The sequence below is a fragment of the Paenibacillus glycanilyticus genome (assembly GCF_030161375.1).
Taxonomy (GTDB): domain Bacteria; phylum Bacillota; class Bacilli; order Paenibacillales; family Paenibacillaceae; genus Pristimantibacillus; species Pristimantibacillus glycanilyticus_B.
In genome coordinates, this window is sequence record NZ_BSSQ01000004.1 from 265991 (window position 1) to 283871 (window position 17881).

The following is a 17881-nucleotide window of genomic DNA, read 5'->3' on the forward strand; positions in this document are numbered from 1 at the left end:
TCGTGATCATGTAATAAGATTTTTCAGGAGGCGCTAGTCATGAAAGGTTTGTCCTATCGATCATTCATCAAGGTTGGCTTCACACTCGGAATAGCGGCAAGCCTGATCTTGACTGGTTGCAGCCATAACAATAATAACGAGGCGGCATCCGCCGAACGCAAGGCGTCCGCCATCCAGCTCAACTATTGGACCCCCTTCAGCGGGGGAGACAATTTGTTCATGACCGAGATGGTGGATGAATTCAACCAAGAGCATGAAGATATTCAAGTCGTCCAGATGAATTCCCGGCTGGACGATTATTATTCCCGGCTGCGAACAGCCATATTGTCCGGCAATGCGCCGGATGTTGCAATTATCCACGCAAGTTCTCTGCCTCAATTCGTGCAGAACGGTTACATTGAAGATTTATCCAGGCCGGCGCAAGAGATTGGCCTGGATTGGAACGTATATAACAAAGCGATCATGAAGGCGGCTTTATTCCAAGACAAGCCTTATGCCGTTCCTCTTGATACACATGTGCTTGTCATGTATTACAACAAAACGTTTCTTGAGCAGGCTGGAGTTCTGGATGCGGCGGGCAAACCTGTCATCAGCAAGGGCGAGGCCGGGTTTACGAAATTTCTGCAGACGATTAAACAAGCGGTTCCAAGCGATGTCGCTCCTTTGGCGCAGCCAAGCACCCGGATTGATTCGGTCTGGTTATGGTGGAGTTTGTACAATCAGATTCAAGGCGGGGGACAATTCTACAATCAGAAAGGCTCCCAGGCGGTATTTAATAATCCGGCAGCTCTGAAGGCGCTCCGTTACGTAGACGGCTTGTACAAGAGCAAGCTTATCCCGCCTAATATTCCCGATGCGTTTAAGCTCTTTAATGAAGGAAAAGCCGCGGTCTTGATTACGGGCGTGTGGGCGACCGGGGCGCTGGAGAAAAACGACCAGCTTAATTTCGGCGTGGTTCCGCTGCCAACGATCTACGATAAACCCGCGGCATGGGCAGATTCCCATACGTTAGCCATTCCGACGCAGCACGAGATGTCCGCGGAGAAACGCGAAGCGGCGATGGTGTTCATGAAGTGGCTAGCCGAGCATGGGGCCAAATGGGCGGAAGCCGGTCATGTGCCAAGCGAATCGGCGATTTTGGATACCGAAGCGTTCAAGGCGCTTAATTATCGCAGCGATTATGCGGCGGCCGCAAACGCAGTTGCGTTATGGCCTAAGAATACGAAGCAGCATAGCTTCATCGAGGATATTATCAAGCAGTTCGAGCGCATGAATTATGGCCAGGAATCACCGGAGCAGGCGCTTCAGAAGGCTCAGAATCAAATCAATCTAGAGTTGTCGAAGTAGCGGGAGGAGCCATATGATCAAACTTCTCGGACGTCTGCAGCAATGGTTCAAAAATTTGGCGCTGGCCCGCAAGTTGATTCTGGTCAACGTGCTTCTGATCGTTGTGCCGCTTAGCGTGATTGGAGCTTATTCCTTCTCCTTATTTGCTTCCAAGATGGAGGAGCAGGTTGGTAAATATCAGCTGCAAATGCTGAAGCAAGTGACGCTGAACATCGATACGTATATGAACGAACTGAACCGGTTGTCGCTTATGCCGTACCAGTATCAGGAGATATTGGATTTTCTCTCGACAACCAGAAAGTCAGGGGAGCCGTTATCTTTACAGGAGATCGATGACCTGAACAACTTTGTTTCGAAAGTGTTCTTGAACGGCCGCGTGGATATTATGGGCATTTCTTTATTCGGCGAGCATGGCGCTTCTTATGTCGTGCTGCCGGAAAGCCAATATATGACCACTTATCAGCTTGGCGGCAATACGGAATGGCTGGAGAAAGCGAAGGGCCGCTTCGGGCAGCCGACTTTTATTACGACGCATGATGTCAGTTCGACCAGCGGCACGGTCTATCAGGTATTTTCGATCGCCCGCGAACTGCGAAGTTTTGACAGCGGGGATACGATTGGCTACATCGTGATCGATATTGACCCGGCTGCCGTACGCAAGCTGATGTCGCAGGTTAGTCTTGGCAGCAAGGAATCGCTTTATATGACCGACAGCGCGGGCGATCTCGTGCTCCGTAAGGAAAAAACGGCCATTTATCCTCCTATTGAAGGTTTGTCGGAGGAGGGCGTCTCCCATCATAAGGTGGACGGCAGAAGCTTGCTGGTCGCCCATGTCAGTTCGGAAGTAACCGGCTGGACGACGATTGGCGTTGTCCCTATATCGGAGCTGATGAAGGACAGTCTGGTTGTCCGCAATTCGATTATATTAATCGGCGGCATTTGTATTGGCCTGGCCGTATTATTGTCCGTGTTTATCGCTTTCCGCATAACAAGTCCGCTTCGGATGCTTCGTTCCTTAATGAGAAAGGTCGAGCGAGGCGATCTGAAAGTATCTTTCCCCGTTACCCAATGGGATGAGGTAGGTCAGCTAGGCAATGCCTTTAACATGATGGTGTCGCATCTGAGCGAGCTGGGTTACCGGTTATACGAGACGGAAATCCGGGAAAAGGATGCCGAAATCGCGGCGTTGCAAAGCAAGATCAACCCGCATTTTTTATACAATACGCTTGGTTCCATCTCCATGTATGCCGAAGTGGAAGGCAATAGGGAAGTCGTGAAGATGACGAACAATTTGAGCAGGCTGCTCCGTTATTCCCTTAGCGGACGCAAGGACATTGTGACGCTGCGCGATGAGCTGGATCATGTGCAGGGCTATATGACGATTCAGAAAATGCGTTACGAGGACCGGATCGACTTCCGCCTCGAGGTTGATGAATCGCTGTATGGTTGTCCGGTGATCCCGCTCATGATTCAGCCGATTGTGGAGAATGCGATCAATCACGGGCTCGACAAAGGAATCGGGGAAGGTCGCATTCAGCTGTCTTGTTATCAGGAACAGGGGATGCTGATGATCGTGATCGAGGATGACGGCATCGGCATGACGAGCGAGCAGCTTAACGCGATGCGCGAGCGGCTTAATAAAATTCACGATCTAGGGGGCACGTCCGGCAACGGCCTGATGAACGTGCACCGCAGAATCCGTCTGCATTATGGAGAGCAATACGGGTTGCAGCTGGAAAGCATGCCATTCCAGGGACTTAAGGTCATATTGACCATGCCAATCGCTTATTCTATGACTGGATAGGAGGAGACAGAGTATGCCGAGCATTCTAATCGTTGATGATGAGGCGATATTCCGCAGGGGACTGCGTAAAATCATCGAGTCCTCTTCCGGCAGCTGGCAGGTGGCTGGTGAAGCCAAAGACGGATACGAAGCTTTGGAAATGGTGGAGAATCTGAAGCCCGACGTGCTTCTGACGGATATCCGGATGCCCAAGATGGACGGGCTGCAGTTGATCCAAATCGCGAAGGAGCGTTATCCGAAGCTGCTTGTCATCGTGCTTAGCGGTTTTGATGAATTTACTTATTTGCAGCAATCGCTGCGGCATGGCGTACGGGATTATCTGATGAAGCCCGTGGAGCGGGAAGAGTTGTTCAAGACGCTTGGGAAGCTGGAGGCGGAGCTCGCGGTGAAGCCGCAGCCAACTACGGAGTTATACACGGATGAACCGGCGGATGCCCGGATGATCCGCCAGCACGTGAGCGAGCATCTTGTGGCAGGACTCCTTAAAGGATATGTCAACGAGAGCGATCTGGCGTTGCTTTCGCGGATTGGCGTTACTTTCCAGGAGCCAAGTTTTGCTTGCATGATCATTAAACTGGACAAGGATACGCTGGACCAGGAACGTTACGATAAAGCGGATCCAAGCTTGTTCCAGCTCTATATCCAACAGATTGTGCAGGAACTGCTGGATCAACGGGCGAAAGGGTTTTCGTTTATTTTGTCCGAGACGGAAGTTGTGGCGCTCGTGAATCTGGCCGACCGGCCGCAGGCGGGAGATCCGTTATTCGAACTGTCGGAGACGATCCGCAGGCGGATGATCTCTTTGTCGAGATTAACGGTAACGATTGGACTTGGGCGGACGGTTGGCTGTATCAAGCAGATCCCGCAATCGTTCCAAGAAGCGAAGATCGCCCAGCTGCACCGGTTAATCGTAGGCGGCGACCGGGTTATCAGTTATGAAAGAATTAAAGAGAGTAATGCTGAGCTCCCATGGAGCTCTTTGCTTGAACTGCCGCTTGAACTGCTTGAGTCGTCGATTCGGGAAGGGAAGCCGGAGCAGACCAAGCAATATGCCGCGGCCTTTATCACGGGATTATGTTCGCAAGCAAAAAGTCCCGAAGTGATCCATCAGCAAATCTGCAAGCTGTTGATTCATGGCTACGAGGAAGCGGAAAAGCTGAGGATTACGCAAAACTGGCTAGGAGAGCGGACGATTCAAGCGGTACTGCTCGAAATTTGCTCCTTGAACTCCCGGACGGAGCTAATCGATTGCTGCTGCGGCTATTTGGGCAAACTTGCCGAATGTACGGCGGATGGCCAGCGGAAGGCAGAGCAGGATCCGATCGATAAGGTCATCCGATATGTGAACCAACATTATCAGGAGCCGCTATCGCTGACGCAGGTAGCAGAGCAGGTGTACTTGAACCCGGCGTATTTATCAACGTTGTTCAAGCAGCGGACGGGTACTTCGCTTGTGGAATATTGGACGGATTTGCGGATTAATGATGCGAAGAAACGTCTGGCTTCCTCGAACGAGAAGGTGACGATCATTGCCGAAAGCACCGGATTTGGAAATATTCGTCATTTCAACCGGGTATTCAAAAGCGTTACCGGTCTCGCGCCAAACGATTATCGGGAACAAGCCCGGTCGGTGAGATTATAGAGTGGATATGCAGTCAGGCTGTTGAGAGCTCTCAACAGCCTGTTTTTTATTTCAAACCGTGAGATCATTCTCCGATTGCAATTGAATGGCATTATGCAGTAATCGGGCCAGCAAAGCCGCGAACACGGCAATAATAAAGGAAGCAAACACGACGGCGAGGCCGAGCACGATAAGGCCGGGCGCATCTTCCTGCATAGCTTCAACGTACAATACCGGCTCCATAACGAGGAATATTAGGCTGATGCTGTAGCCGCAGATTTTAATTTTCTTAAGAGCCTGAACGGACAGTTCGGAGAAGGCAATGCTTTTATCGATATACCCAAGCAGCCTATAAGCCTGGAACAAGGCAATGAAATAGGGAATGACGGCAACAAAAAATCCGATGTCGGTTGGATGCATTTTGCCGGGAAATTGATCTGGGTTGTTTTGTAATAATCCGATCACCCCAATTACGCATGCCGCTAGTGCCGGCAAGCCCATTAGAAAGACCGTCAGTTGTAAGAAAAGAACAGAAGCATGTTTCATCCTTTTACCCCTCTTTGGCAGATGTCAATGCTATTATATGATGTTGTTTATCGTTTTACAATATATTTCGATTGAATTGAAATATATTATTTTTGTTTTGGAGAGGGGCATCTATGGTCTATATCTAATGTAGCAGCTGCTCGATCTTGGAAGTTGTTTGTTCATCGGCCGGCATATTAATGGTGACGGTGTATTGCGGAGAGTCAGACACAATAAATGAAAGCTGATTGAACTCTAATCTGCCCGCTGACGGGTGATAATTGATCTTTTTTCCTTCGGGACCGTTCAGCACGTCATGCTGAGGCCACCATTCCCGAAATTCCACGCTTGTCTGCTGCAGCTCGCTGATCAACTCCATCCACCAAGAGTCGCCGGGAAACTTAGCGTAACCCGCACGGAATTGGGCTAGCCGGTGTCTGGCATGTTTCTCCCAGTTCTCGCGCAGCAGCTCTCTGACTTCAGGCATTTGGAAGGATCTCCATACCGTGTTGCGTTCACGTTCCGACATCCGTTCGAATGGGCCGTAAATGAGGTTTGCCGCTTTATTCCATGCTCTTATAATCAGTCGTTGATCCGTTATAAAAGCGGGGCTTGAACCTTGAAGATCAAGGAAGTTTTGCAAAGTCCCGCTGACATCATTCAGGACGTGCGACTGTTCGGCGGGTATTTGCTGGAGGGCAAGCAGATACAAATGTTTCCGTTCGTCCGGATCTAGCTGAAGCGCGCGGCTGATGCTGTCGAGTACTTGCGCGGAAACCTGAATGGGACGGGCTTGCTCCAGCCATGTATACCAATCTACGCTTACTCCTGCCAGCGATGCTACTTCCCCGCGTCTTAAGCCAGGCGTTCGCCGGCGGCCGCTTGCTATTAGTCCAGCCTGCTCCGGTGACAGCCTGGCTCGCCTCGACGTCAGGAATTCCGCAAGCTCCCTTAATCTCACCGAATCATCCATGAGTCAGTACCTACTTTCTTTTTCCCAATATCGGATGTCTATCGTAGGAGAAATACTCCTAGGATAAGCTCTCCTCTTAATCTCGTTTCTAATCCATTATACACTCTACCAAGAATCCGAAATGACAATTAAAGGTGGAGAATGCAAATGGAAAAAGCTTTGCCAATCACATCCGGCCGAAAGAGTATGCTTCTGCTTGGACTTTCGCTTGGTTATTTCATGGTGCTGCTGGATATGACGGTTGTTAGCGTTGCGCTGCCCGCCATTCATGCTGATCTTGGCGGCGGTCTCCTTGATCTTCAATGGGTAGTAAATGCTTATACGATTGTATTTGCCGGATTGCTGTTGTCGATGGGGGTGTTTGCGGACAGATTAGGCGCGAAACGCGTATATATCGGCGGTCTGATCCTATTCCTTGTCGCGTCTGCCATATCGGCAACCGCGGCGTCGATAGGCGCGTTAATCGTCTTGCGCGCGCTACTAGGAATTGGGGGAGCCGCACTGTTGCCAGCTTCGCTTGCGCTTATGGCCCATTCCTATCCTGAGCCGGCTGAGCGGGCTAAGGCACTTGGCATTTGGACGGCGGTCACCGGCGCGGCGATGGCATCCGGTCCTGTAATTGGCGGACTATTGACGGATTCCCTTGGATGGCGGAGCATTTTTCTTCTGAATGTTCCAATTGCCGCGATTAGTCTACTTCTGACTTGGATTTACGCATGGGAAACAGAGCGCACCGTGCAGAAAGGTTTCGACTTAGCCGGTCAGCTTGCCGCAATGATTGCCATTGCTGCTGTATCCTATGGTCTGATGGAGGGCGAAAGGTTTGGCTGGGATTCATCAAGGATTATTGGAGCATTTGCTTTGGCTTTCTTGGGGATGCTGCTGTTTGTTATCATTGAAGCAAAAGGGACCTCGCCGTTGTTCCCATTGCGTTTGTTTGGCAATACGACCGTATCTGCGGGGTTGGTTGCGGGCTTAGTCATTAATCTCGGCTTGTCTGGCGTATTGTTTGTTTTGCCTTTGTTTTTTCAGCAGATGCAAGGATTGTCGGCCCATTCTTCCGGTCTATCTCTACTGCCGATGATGCTGCCTCTAGCTTTTAATCCCATTGTTACCGGTAAAATCGTAAGCAGAATCGGAGCCCGCTTGCCAATGGCAGCCGGTTTTAGCCTAGGGGCAGGAGGAACTGTGATTCTATCGCGGATCGATCTGACTACCTCTTATGTCTGGACGTGTATAGGCATGCTACTAATCGGCTTCGGGATATCTTTAACCATTCCTTCGCTGATGTCGGCGGTGATGTCCTCGATCGCAAAAAATGAGACGGGTGCCGTCACCGGAGCTGTAAATGCAAGCCGCCAGATGGGATCCATTCTCGGAGTTGCTCTTCTGGGGGCGGTGATCAGCGGCAGTGATTCGTTTATCTCCGGCATGCATCTCTCGCTTGGTATCATTACTGTTATTTTGTTCGGCGGGGCTTTGCTCTCCCTGGCTCTTATTGGCAAAAAAATGAGCGGATGATGAGCGCAACTGGCAAGTATCTTAATATAACACCTAATATTCCCAATAATACACCTCGTCCTGTAAACCCTTACATTCTAAGATGGGAGATGCAACTAACTCTTGAACAGGAATTAAGGGGGAGTAGGAATGGCACGAAGCAAGACCATGTTGTCTGCTTTAATGGCGCTGCTGCTGTTGTTCACCGCATTTCCGGTCTATGCGGCGGATCAGGGCAACGAAGCAGTCAGCTCCGTTAGCAGCGGGTCAGACAACTATGTACGGATTAAGAACAAATGGAAAAGCAACTATTTGTACGAAGGCTCGGACGGCGTTGTCCGATATGGAAATACGGCAATGGACAATACGTTCTCGCAATGGCTTATTGAAGAAAGCAATGGCGTAAAGCGGATTAAAAACCGCGCTACCGGCCACTATGTGACGATGGCCGAAACGGCGAAGCGCGGCGATGCGTTGTACAGCCGAAGCATCACCGAAAGCACGGCAAATGACCAGTGGATGATCGAGGAGTCCAGCCGTCCCGGTTATGTTGTCATTAAGAATGCGGGCGCGCCGGCAGCGAATCTGGTGATCCACCAGGAGGACCAGCTTGGGTTCGCCGAAGTGAGCGGCGATATTAACATTACGTTCGAAAGTCCGCAATGGGCGCTTGAACCGGTGGATCCCGCTGGCGTTCCCGTTAGAATCGCGAACCAGTTCAAAGCGGGCAAATATTTGTATGAAGACAAAGATGGCTTTGTGAAGTTTGGCGATGCGGCCGTGACGGATACCGCTTCGCATTGGTTCCTTGAGACCGCAATGCATGACGGAGCATCCTCTGGCGTATTGCTGCGCAACCGTGCCACCGGCCATTATATAACGCAGCAAGCGGAAGCGTGGATGCAGTTGAAGGCTGGCGCGGCGGACGGCGTAAAAAGCGAGTGGCTAATGGCGGATGCCGCAACAGCAGGTTTTGTCACCTTCACGAATGCGAGCAGTCCGCAAGCTCCGGCGAAGCCTTATGTGCTGAACACCCAGTTTCCGGATGATACGAACGTTCGCGCCAATGACTGGGCGGATATCACTTGGGGCAGTTCGGAGTGGAGGCTGGAGCTTGCATCCGATGTACAGCCGGTCCGCATTGCCGGGTATGCGGATGATCCGGCGGCAGCTTTGTATTTGCACGAGAGTAACGGCATTGTCCAATACGGCACCGTCAATTCGGCGGATCCGAGTTACTTGTGGATCTTGGAGGACTATGACGGCAATACGCTGATTCGCAATCTGTCGACCGGCCATTACGTGCATAACGGCAGCGCTAGCGCGCCGACAGATCCGCTTCAAGCCGATAATGGCTCCGCTATGGATGCCACCTACCAGTGGACAATCGATAATTCCAACATTTATGACGATTACAAAACGATTCAAAGCGCTGCAAGGCCGGATGAATACGTGAATGCGGCCGAGGGGGCAAGTTCGGCTCAGGCTGGACAGCTCGACCCTGACACGAATCCCGCGCAGTGGCTGTTTGCGGATCCTTCCGCATCGACGGACGGTTCCCCGCAATATGTTCGGATCATGAATGACTGGCAGTCGATGTATTGGTATGAAGATACAAATGGCGATTTGAAATACGGCAACATAAGAAATGACGATCAGCGTGATCAATGGCTGATTGAACGGTTCCAAGGCCGCAAGCGGATTAAGAACCGGGAGACCGGCCATTACGTCAATCTCCAGAACATCACGGATGGACGCATCAAGGTTACGGATGTGGAGGAGGATTGGAAAAGCGCGGTATGGGTCATTGAAGACAAAGGCGGCGGCTCCAGGCTGATTCATAATGTGCTAGATGTGAATGATACGGCTGGCGCGCAGAAATATATCAATCTGCAAAACCTTACGAAATACGCCGAGTACGGCATCATTAATCCGAATTGGGGTAGCCCGCGCTGGCGGTTTGTGAATGTGCCTGCGGATACCCCAAGCAACATTCGGATTAAGAACAAACTGAACAATCAATACTTGTATGAGGTAACGGCAGACGGCCCAGACAAAGGAAAAGTGAAATACGGCGACGTTGCCGCGTCGGATGCAGATTCCATCTGGTTCCCGGAAGATGCGGGAGACGGCGTTGGATCCGTACGGCTGAAAAACCAGGGAACCGGCCATTATTTGTCTATGGAAGGCGTTGGCGGAACGGTCGAGCAGGATGCGCCGGACTTCAAGCTTGTTGCGGAAAGCATCTATCCGCAATGGGGCAGCGCCAAATGGTATTTGCAGGATAGTGCAAATGCCGGATACGTAAACATCAAAAGCGCATGGGCAGGACATTACGTATATGCCGCAAGCGGTAATGATGCGGGTTACACGAAGGTAAGTAAACTAGTAGCTAGCAATGATGAAGGCCAATTCGCGCTGGAAAAGATTGCACTGCCGGAAGCGCCGCTTCCTGCAACCCCAATTCGGCTGAAGAACGCTGCAACCGGTCAGTTCCTCTATGAGAATCATGGCGGAATTGTCCTGTACGGTAATATAGCGGACAATAACGGGTACTCCCATTGGCTGCTCGAAACGGAGAACGGACAGACTCGAATCCGCAACCGGGTAACCGGGGACTACATGATGGTTACCGGCGACTACCGGTACATTACGACCGGACCAAAGCAGGAGAGCAGCGCGGCAGCGGACAGCTGGTCCGTAGAACCTCAAGGCTCCGCCTATTTAATCCATAGCTTGTTAGACGGTTACGAGGATGAATATATCAACGTGCAGAACGGAGCGGGTTATGCGGAGCGCGGATTGTTCCCGGCGTCCTACGGCACGCTGCAATGGAACGTCGTAAGCGCGCCGGAAGCTTTTACGGCTCCGGAGATGGGCGAGGACCGGAACGAAGTAACGTCAACTCCGATTTTTGATGATACCAATTACATTACGATCACATCAGGCGGCAAAGCGTTAAACGCATCGTCGGGAGCGGCTGCGCTAAGCGGCGCATCGGCTTCTGGTCAACCTTCCGCTCAGTGGCTGCTGCAGGATTATAACGGCCGCAAGCTGATCAAGAACCGCGCAACCGGCAAGCTGCTGTCAGCTGATCTGAAGCTCAAGAACAGCAACTCGATTACGGATGCCGAGCAATGGACGATGGAAGAACGGCTTGGACGGTTCATTCTAGTGAACGCTTCGAAACAAGGAGCGCTTTATGCCGACAATACAGGACTTCATTATGGAGAGGAAGGTTTGGCTAATCCGGCAGCATGGCTGTTCAACCCGGTAGCGGGTATTGTCGTTTATGAAGCGGAAAATGCTTTCCATAGCATGGCTGTTGCGACGGCAGATTCCGTATCCGGCTATACGGGAACGGGATACTTGAACGGATTCAGCTCCTCGGATGAGCTTGTGCGATTTGTTGTGCATGCGCAGGAAGCGGGGACGTATCGGGCTACCATCCGGTATTTGTCTTCCGACTCTGGGTCGGTAGGCGTATCGGTGAATGGAATGGATGCCGAATCGGCGACACTTACGGCGGCAACCGAAACTTGGAAGTCTGCGGAAATTCAACTGGATCTTCGCGCAGGCGTCAACACGGTAACGGTTCAAAATAATAGTTCCGCTATCCTCTCGGTTGATTCGCTTACGTTGCTTAACGATGTCAATCTCGACTATCGCGGTGCGACAGTGGGGTATACCACGTATGAGGCTGAACATGCCGACACGACGGGAACCCTTATCGGTCCGTCTAGAGCATACCGCGAAATGGCGTCCGAAGCTTCCGGCAGACAAGCGGTTTCGCTTGATGAGACTGGCGAATACGTGGAGTTTACGTTGACGCAGCCGGCAAATTCAATCGTGCTTCGTTACGCCATTCCGGATAGCGCGGATGGCAGCGGCTTACAGGAAACGCTTGGTTTATACGTAAACGGCGAGTTTAAGCAGAAGTTGAATTTAACTTCTAAATACGCCTGGGAATATGGCAGCTATCCATGGTCCAATGATCCGAAGCAGGGCAGCGCGCACCGCTTTTTTGACGAGATCCATGCCTTGATCGGCGATGTACCGGCTGGCGCAACGATTAGACTCGAGAAGGACGCGGATAGCACAGCAGACTATTATGTCATTGATTTGGCCGATATGGAGCAGGTGGATGGTCCGCTTGCGAAGCCGGACGGGTTCTTGTCCATTACGGGTTATGGGGCAACGGCTAATGACGGTCAAGACGATACCGCCGCACTTCAGGCCGCGATGGCGGCAGCGAAAGAAGCGGGTACTGGCGTCTGGATTCCGGAAGGCACATTCGAATTCCGCGAAAGCGTCGTGAATATAAGCGACATATCCATCCGCGGAGCGGGCATGTGGTATACGACGCTGCTTGGCGCCCGATTTATCGGTCAAGGCGGCACAATCGGCGTATACGATCTGCTGGTCGACGGCGATTTGAATGTCCGTGACGACGAAGCAAGCACGCATGGTTTTGAAGGCGAGTTTGGCCCGGGCTCCGTCATACAGAATGTGTGGGTGGAGCATTCCAAGACCGGTCTGTGGCTGACCCGACTTAAAGGCAGCACCGGCTTCACCGACAGTCTGCACATGATTGGTCTTCGGCTCCGCAATCTGATGGCGGACGGCATCAACTTCTGCGTGGGTACGAGCAACAGCTTGATGGAGCAAAGCGATATTCGTTATCCGGGCGATGACGGCATTGCGATGTGGTCGGCTGAAGGGGTGGCAAGCGTCAATAATACGGCGCGGTTTAATACCGTATCGCTGCCGTGGCTGGCCGACAATATGGTTATATTCGGCGGCAAGGACAATAAGATGACGGATAATATCGCGAAGGATACGATTACAAACGGCGCGGGTCTTGCCGTATCGACGCGGTTTAATCCGGTACCGTTCAGCGGTACGACCGTTGTAGAACGCAATACGCTTATCCGCACGGGCAGCTTTGATACGGGCTACGGCGTAAATCTTGGAGCGATCTGGCTATTTGCTAGCGACAAGGATTTCAGCGGCAATGTGATCGTGCGCAATAACACGGTGCTAGATAGCACGTATGCCGGATTAATCGTTCATGGCGATTATAAGGTGAGTGGCGTCACGATCGAGAATATCGTCATCGACGGCGCAGGCACAAACGGCGTTGAAGTCACGCCAAACGTGAAGGGCTCAGCAATCGTAGACAACGTGATTGTACGGGGCGAGCGGATCTCCGTCGTGAACGATACCAATGCGCAATTCGCTTTTGAAGAACAGGGCAAAGGATTTGCCAGCCTGAAGAAGCCGGATACGAATCCGGGGACGGGCGGCAGCGGCTCCGGGTCCGGCGTCAATAATGCCGGCCCGAATATGACGGCTTCCACAAAAACGGAAGACAACGACAAAGCTTTAAAAGAAGCGGTCAAAACAAGCAGCAGTGTAATTGTTGATGCAGGCTCGGCAGCTGCGGGAGGGAAAGTTTCCTTCAGCGTGCAGGCTTTGCTGGATAGCGCATTAGCAAATCCAAATGCGGTCGTAGTTATTCAAGCAGGCAATGCCAGCTACAGCTTCCCGCTAAATTTGCTGAAGCAGGTGCTTCAAGCGAATAGCCTTGCAAATCCGTCGGCGATCTGGACATTTGGCGTTCAGCAACTAAGCGCGGATATGGCAAGCAAGCTGCAGCAGGATGCAAGCAAACAAGGGATTACGCCAGTTGGCAATCCGTTAGATTTCAGCATTACGGTTCAAGACGGAAGCCGGACCGTCGTGATTACGGCTTTTGGCGGATCTTATGTAGAACGTTCCATTACGCTTGACGGTGTCCAGGATGCGGATCAAATGACCGTCCTTGTCTATGATCCGGCATCCGGAAGTTTTAGCGCGGTTCCTGCTCTTGTCTCCGTGAAAGACGGCAAAACCGTTCTAACCATCAAGAGCATGGGGAACAGCATCTATACGGCTGCGAAGCTGGATCGTGCGTTTGCCGATATCGCGAATCATTGGGCACAAGCGGATATTGCGCTTCTCGCGAAGAAGGGGATCTTGAACGGCGTGTCGGCGAAGTCGTTTGCGCCGGAGCAAGCCGTTACCCGCGCGGAGTTTGCCGCGATGCTGGTACGCGCGCTGGGCATTCGCTCCGCGAATGAAGCCCGCAGCTTCAAGGATGTGGCAGTCGGCAGCTGGTATGCGGAGACGGTAAGCATCGCGTCCGGGGCAGGGATCATTAATGGTTATGCGGACGGAAGCTTCCGTCCGAACAATAAGGTCACCCGGGAAGAGATGGCCATCATGGCCGTCAAAGCATTTGAGCTTGCTTCAGGCAGTCAATTGGCAGCTGGGGATCTTAACTATAAAGATGCTGGCAAGGTCTCCGACTGGGCATCCGATGCCGTAGGAAAAGCGACGGGCGCAGGCTTGCTGAAAGGCAAACCGGACGGGTCTTTTGCGCCAACAGGCAACGTGACGCGCGCCGAAGCGGCAACGCTTCTGAAGCGGCTGCTCGTATCGGCAGAATTGATGAATTCGTAGAGTATGCAATAGGAAAGCGACTGTGCTGTCATGCGCAGTCGCTTTTTGTATTAATGGACAAAAGCGGAACATACAATCGTATTTATAAGCGAAGGAAAGAGGAGGTAGGAAAAACAGATGGAAACGTTCGGCAGAGGTTGCCTGTGGCTCATCCTTGGCGTGTTAGGATTGTTCGTAATTGCGGTTATTACGCAAAGTTCGATTCACATCCCTTGGTTCATTTTTATTCCGGCCGTTATTCTGGTCTTTTGGATGGCCTCTAAAAAGAGTAAAAAGTGAGGTCGCAACTTTCGCAAACAGGGAGAGTATCAATAGATACTTATTTGTATTTTAGTTATGGAAGGAAGTACCGGAGTGAAAATATACGATTTGTCGGTGCCAATTGACGAAGGAATGCCCGTATACCCTGGCGATCCGGAAGTGAGAGTCCGGGTAGCGCATACGTATGAGAGCCATTCGTGGGAATTGCGCCAACTGTCCATGGGAAGCCATACCGGAACGCATGTGGATGCGCCCTCGCATATGCACCACGGTGCAGCGACGCTGGATGAACTGCCATTGGAACGATTCTTCGGCAAATCGCGCATCGTACGAGTCTCGGACCCGGTTTGGCCGGAAGGCCGGGGATTATTTTTTATCGAATCCGTCGACGAACCCTATTTCAATCGCATCGCGGCATTACGGCCCCCATTTGTTGGCGGTGACTTGTCTGAAGCGTTGGAGAGGGAGCTGCTCGGGATCGGCATTGTCACTTATACGGGGCTGCAAGGGCTGGATCGGCTTCCTGCCTATACGGATTTTATGTTCTACGGGTTTCCGTTGCGGATTGCCGGAGGAGACGGATCCCCTGTTAGAGCGGTTGCGGTAGTCGAAGATTAATTGGGGTGGTAGTAAATGAATCAAGACAGCTTTATCCTCATTCAGATTGTTGTGCCAATGGCTTTGGTCTTTTTGTTGGTCTACAAATACATCGATGTTCGAACCAAAACGACTCATTTTGTCTGCCCCGCATGCCGCAGCCGATTCAAGTTATCCAAGAAGGAATTTGCTTTTGCGCGCAAAACGGGAGTTATCAATGAGCGTGTTGCAACTTGTCCCGTTTGCAATTACAAAGGCAGCATGCCGTTTATGAAGGATTAGAAGGTAGAGGCAGCCGGTCGGCTGCTTTTTTCTTGATTGCTGAAAGGTGGTATCGGACATGGGAAGACGATTATTTTGTATATTGGCACTCCTACTCGCTAGCGGTTGTACAGCAGACACGGTAAAAGATACCGTAACCCAAGAAAAACTGGAGATCATAAAGAGTCCTAGCGCTACACAGGAGAAGCTAGCCGTACATACCGATTCCATGTTGAACAATACGACCTATAATCCAGTAGCGATGGGCAATGATGTGTATGTAGATAAAACCTATTATAAGGACCAAAACGTTGCTCGTGGCGACATCGTGTTATATAAGACAGGCGATGCGGATTTTCCTCTCGATTATGGGAGAATTATAGGCTTGCCCGAGGAAGAAGTGAACTTGAAAGACGGACGTATTTATATTAACTCGAAGAAACTTGAGGCGTTTTACGCCAGCGAGTTCAGCGGGAATAAACAATATGAGAACCATCCGACCTCGATGCGACAACCTGTTGGATTAGAAGCGGGACAATATTTTGTGCTTGGGGATTATTGGCAGCGCAGCTTTCATGACAGTCAAACGATAGGGCCGATTGTCCGTTCAACAATTGTAGGAAAAGTCGTGGGATGGGAAGGTCCGAAACAGGCTTGGGATTATGAGCAGGGGATCGTTGTCGGAATTGAAGATAAAGAAGTTGCGATTGTTAGAGAGATTACTGCTAATGAGCTGCGTGCTAGCCGTACGGATCAAATAATGGGTGACGCGTTTCCGGAGGCGATATGGATCGTTGTGGACCATCATGAGGAGATCCAAGCATTACAAATCGGCGATACCGTGAAATATGAACTCACAGGGAAATTTTTTGGTACTAGTCCTATACGGGCAAAAGGTATGAAGATTGAACGAATAGGCAATATTTTCGAGCAGGATAAAGATTAAAATTTAAGGCAGGGAACAAGATTGCTTGCAACGACTAAAAAACTAAAAGACATTATACATTGCAATCCCGAACTAGATTCCAGTATTGTACGTTCCTATCTAGCCGTTATTGCCAATTACGGTGGGCTTGAAGACGCAAGGGGACTATTACAAGTGTTTATGGAAGAACCGGCGGATTACAATAGGACGTTGCTGCTTGAACCAATTATGAAGCATGGAGATTTAGAGCTAGCTGAAGATTTATATGAGTTCGCTATAGAGCAGCATAAGCTAAAAGAAGACATGCCGAGTGAAATCCTTCACGTCCTGGGATACCTCGGTTATACGGGATGCACGGAAACGCTCGTATCGCTCTTAACATCTGAGGATTGGCACCTTTCAAAAGACGCTGCATTAGGATTGCTGCATCTTCCTTGTCATGGCTATGAACAACAAATTAGAACCATCATAGACAATTCAATCGGGAAAAGCCTATTTGACGAGTTTGTCCCGGCATTAAGCTATAAAGTGGCAAACAACGAGATGGTGCCTAAGTTATTTGAATGGGGAAACAGCATAGTATCAACGGATTGTAATGCTGGAATCATACTTGGCATTGCCTTGTATGGACCCGACTATAAAGACGTCATCAAGGATATTTTGTGGAGCGAGAATTGGGAAGCCCACGATACAAGCACGGGGACGCGCAATTGGTCTTACGCGGCTATGCAGCATGTTCAGTTAACGTTCCGCGAGCTAATTGAAGATTTGAAATCCGCTCAGATCCCCAAGAGGGATCTATTCCATCGCCTCTCCGTGTTGTCTGAGATGCTGGAATGCAAATTGACCTTGCAACATCAGCCATTACGGTTTGCGGCTACCAATGATGAATCGATATTTGATATTTATCGTGAGCTGTTTGAGTGGAGCAACAGTGACCATGACGATTCGATTATCGGATTGATCGCAAGGAACCTCCAAGACGAGTTCGATTTATTGAATAAGTATAATCACTTGAGAGATAAGCTGGAGATGAAGATGGAACATCTCATCGAGGTCAATTATTTAAAGGGGGAGTTATAGAACTCCCGCAATCAATAGGCTGTCCTATCGCCAGTGAAGCTGACGACAGGACAGTCTTATTTTGTTCCTAACGAAACCTCATAGCGTTATGAGTTCAATAGGGAAGCGTTTTATTTTGTAACGAAACGTCATATCGTTAATTCCCTATTGGTCACCTCGGTAAGACTAGAAATTAGGCAATAACGTGATGAGGTTTCGTTAGAGTTCTAAACACTGCTGATTTTCTCGCAATAAGATTCTCCAGTTTCGTTAGAGCCGGAGTAGGCTAACCGAGGGTTATCCGATGGGCTATCCGATGGTTATCAAAAGGGCTAGCCGATGGTTGTCCAAATACTAAGCCAAAGGTTTAGCCAAATGCTTAGCAGATTGCTTAGCCAAATAGCCTAGCCGCAGCACAGACCCGAGTCCTTCTATCAAACCAAGAAGTCAATTCTGACCATAAAAAAGTAAAAATAACGGCATAGGCCGCGCCCCCTCATT

Annotated in this window: 12 protein-coding genes; 10 read left to right on the plus strand and 2 right to left on the minus strand. The window is 50.6% G+C overall.

Features of this window, described 5'->3' with window-relative positions:
• Positions 1 to 39: 39 nt before the first annotated feature.
• The 3 genes from QQK89_RS05755 to QQK89_RS05765 are packed head-to-tail and all read left to right on the plus strand — an operon-like array spanning position 40 to position 4793.
• Positions 40 to 1347 (plus strand): ABC transporter substrate-binding protein, encoded by a 1308-nt coding sequence (locus QQK89_RS05755; protein WP_284237528.1) that lies wholly within the window; start codon positions 40 to 42, stop codon positions 1345 to 1347.
• A gap of 13 nt (positions 1348 to 1360) precedes the next feature.
• Positions 1361 to 3151 (plus strand): cache domain-containing sensor histidine kinase, encoded by a 1791-nt coding sequence (locus QQK89_RS05760; protein ID WP_284237530.1) that lies wholly within the window; start codon positions 1361 to 1363, stop codon positions 3149 to 3151.
• Between the two features lie 13 nt (positions 3152 to 3164).
• Positions 3165 to 4793 (plus strand): response regulator, encoded by a 1629-nt coding sequence (locus tag QQK89_RS05765; RefSeq protein ID WP_284237531.1) that lies wholly within the window; start codon positions 3165 to 3167, stop codon positions 4791 to 4793.
• Between the two features lie 51 nt (positions 4794 to 4844).
• Here the strand turns inward: QQK89_RS05765 and QQK89_RS05770 are convergent, their stop codons facing one another.
• Together QQK89_RS05770 and QQK89_RS05775 are read right to left on the minus strand one after the other, a co-directional pair.
• Positions 4845 to 5318, minus strand: a complete 474-nt coding sequence (locus QQK89_RS05770) for a DUF2975 domain-containing protein (RefSeq protein WP_284237532.1) — start codon at positions 5316 to 5318, stop codon at positions 4845 to 4847.
• A 124-nt stretch (positions 5319 to 5442) separates the two neighbouring features.
• Entirely contained in the window at positions 5443 to 6270 is an 828-nt protein-coding gene (locus QQK89_RS05775) for a helix-turn-helix transcriptional regulator (protein WP_284237533.1), read from the minus strand.
• Between the two features lie 147 nt (positions 6271 to 6417).
• On the opposite strand from QQK89_RS05775, the gene QQK89_RS05780 reads away from it, so the two are divergent.
• The 7 genes from QQK89_RS05780 to QQK89_RS05810 all read left to right on the plus strand — a co-directional run bounded on the left by QQK89_RS05780 (position 6418) and on the right by QQK89_RS05810 (position 17401).
• The gene (locus tag QQK89_RS05780) at positions 6418 to 7791 is read left to right on the plus strand and encodes an MFS transporter (RefSeq protein WP_284237534.1); all 1374 of its coding nucleotides are present in this window, start codon (positions 6418 to 6420) and stop codon (positions 7789 to 7791) included.
• A 129-nt stretch (positions 7792 to 7920) separates the two neighbouring features.
• Positions 7921 to 14274, plus strand: a complete 6354-nt coding sequence (locus tag QQK89_RS05785; RefSeq protein ID WP_284237535.1) for an S-layer homology domain-containing protein — start codon at positions 7921 to 7923, stop codon at positions 14272 to 14274.
• 117 nt (positions 14275 to 14391) lie between these two features.
• The gene (locus QQK89_RS05790; RefSeq protein ID WP_284237536.1) at positions 14392 to 14553 is read left to right on the plus strand and encodes a hypothetical protein; all 162 of its coding nucleotides are present in this window, start codon (positions 14392 to 14394) and stop codon (positions 14551 to 14553) included.
• 75 nt (positions 14554 to 14628) lie between these two features.
• Positions 14629 to 15153, plus strand: coding sequence for a cyclase family protein (locus QQK89_RS05795; RefSeq protein ID WP_284237537.1), 525 nt, complete (start codon positions 14629 to 14631; stop codon positions 15151 to 15153).
• 15 nt (positions 15154 to 15168) lie between these two features.
• On the plus strand, positions 15169 to 15414 hold the full coding sequence (locus tag QQK89_RS05800; RefSeq protein ID WP_284237538.1) for a hypothetical protein: 246 nt from the start codon (positions 15169 to 15171) through the stop codon (positions 15412 to 15414).
• A gap of 58 nt (positions 15415 to 15472) precedes the next feature.
• On the plus strand, positions 15473 to 16339 hold the full coding sequence (gene lepB / locus QQK89_RS05805) for a signal peptidase I (RefSeq protein WP_284237539.1): 867 nt from the start codon (positions 15473 to 15475) through the stop codon (positions 16337 to 16339).
• A 21-nt stretch (positions 16340 to 16360) separates the two neighbouring features.
• Complete coding sequence (locus QQK89_RS05810; protein ID WP_284237540.1) at positions 16361 to 17401, plus strand: hypothetical protein; 1041 nt, start codon at positions 16361 to 16363, stop codon at positions 17399 to 17401.
• The last annotated feature ends 480 nt before the right edge of the window (positions 17402 to 17881 follow it).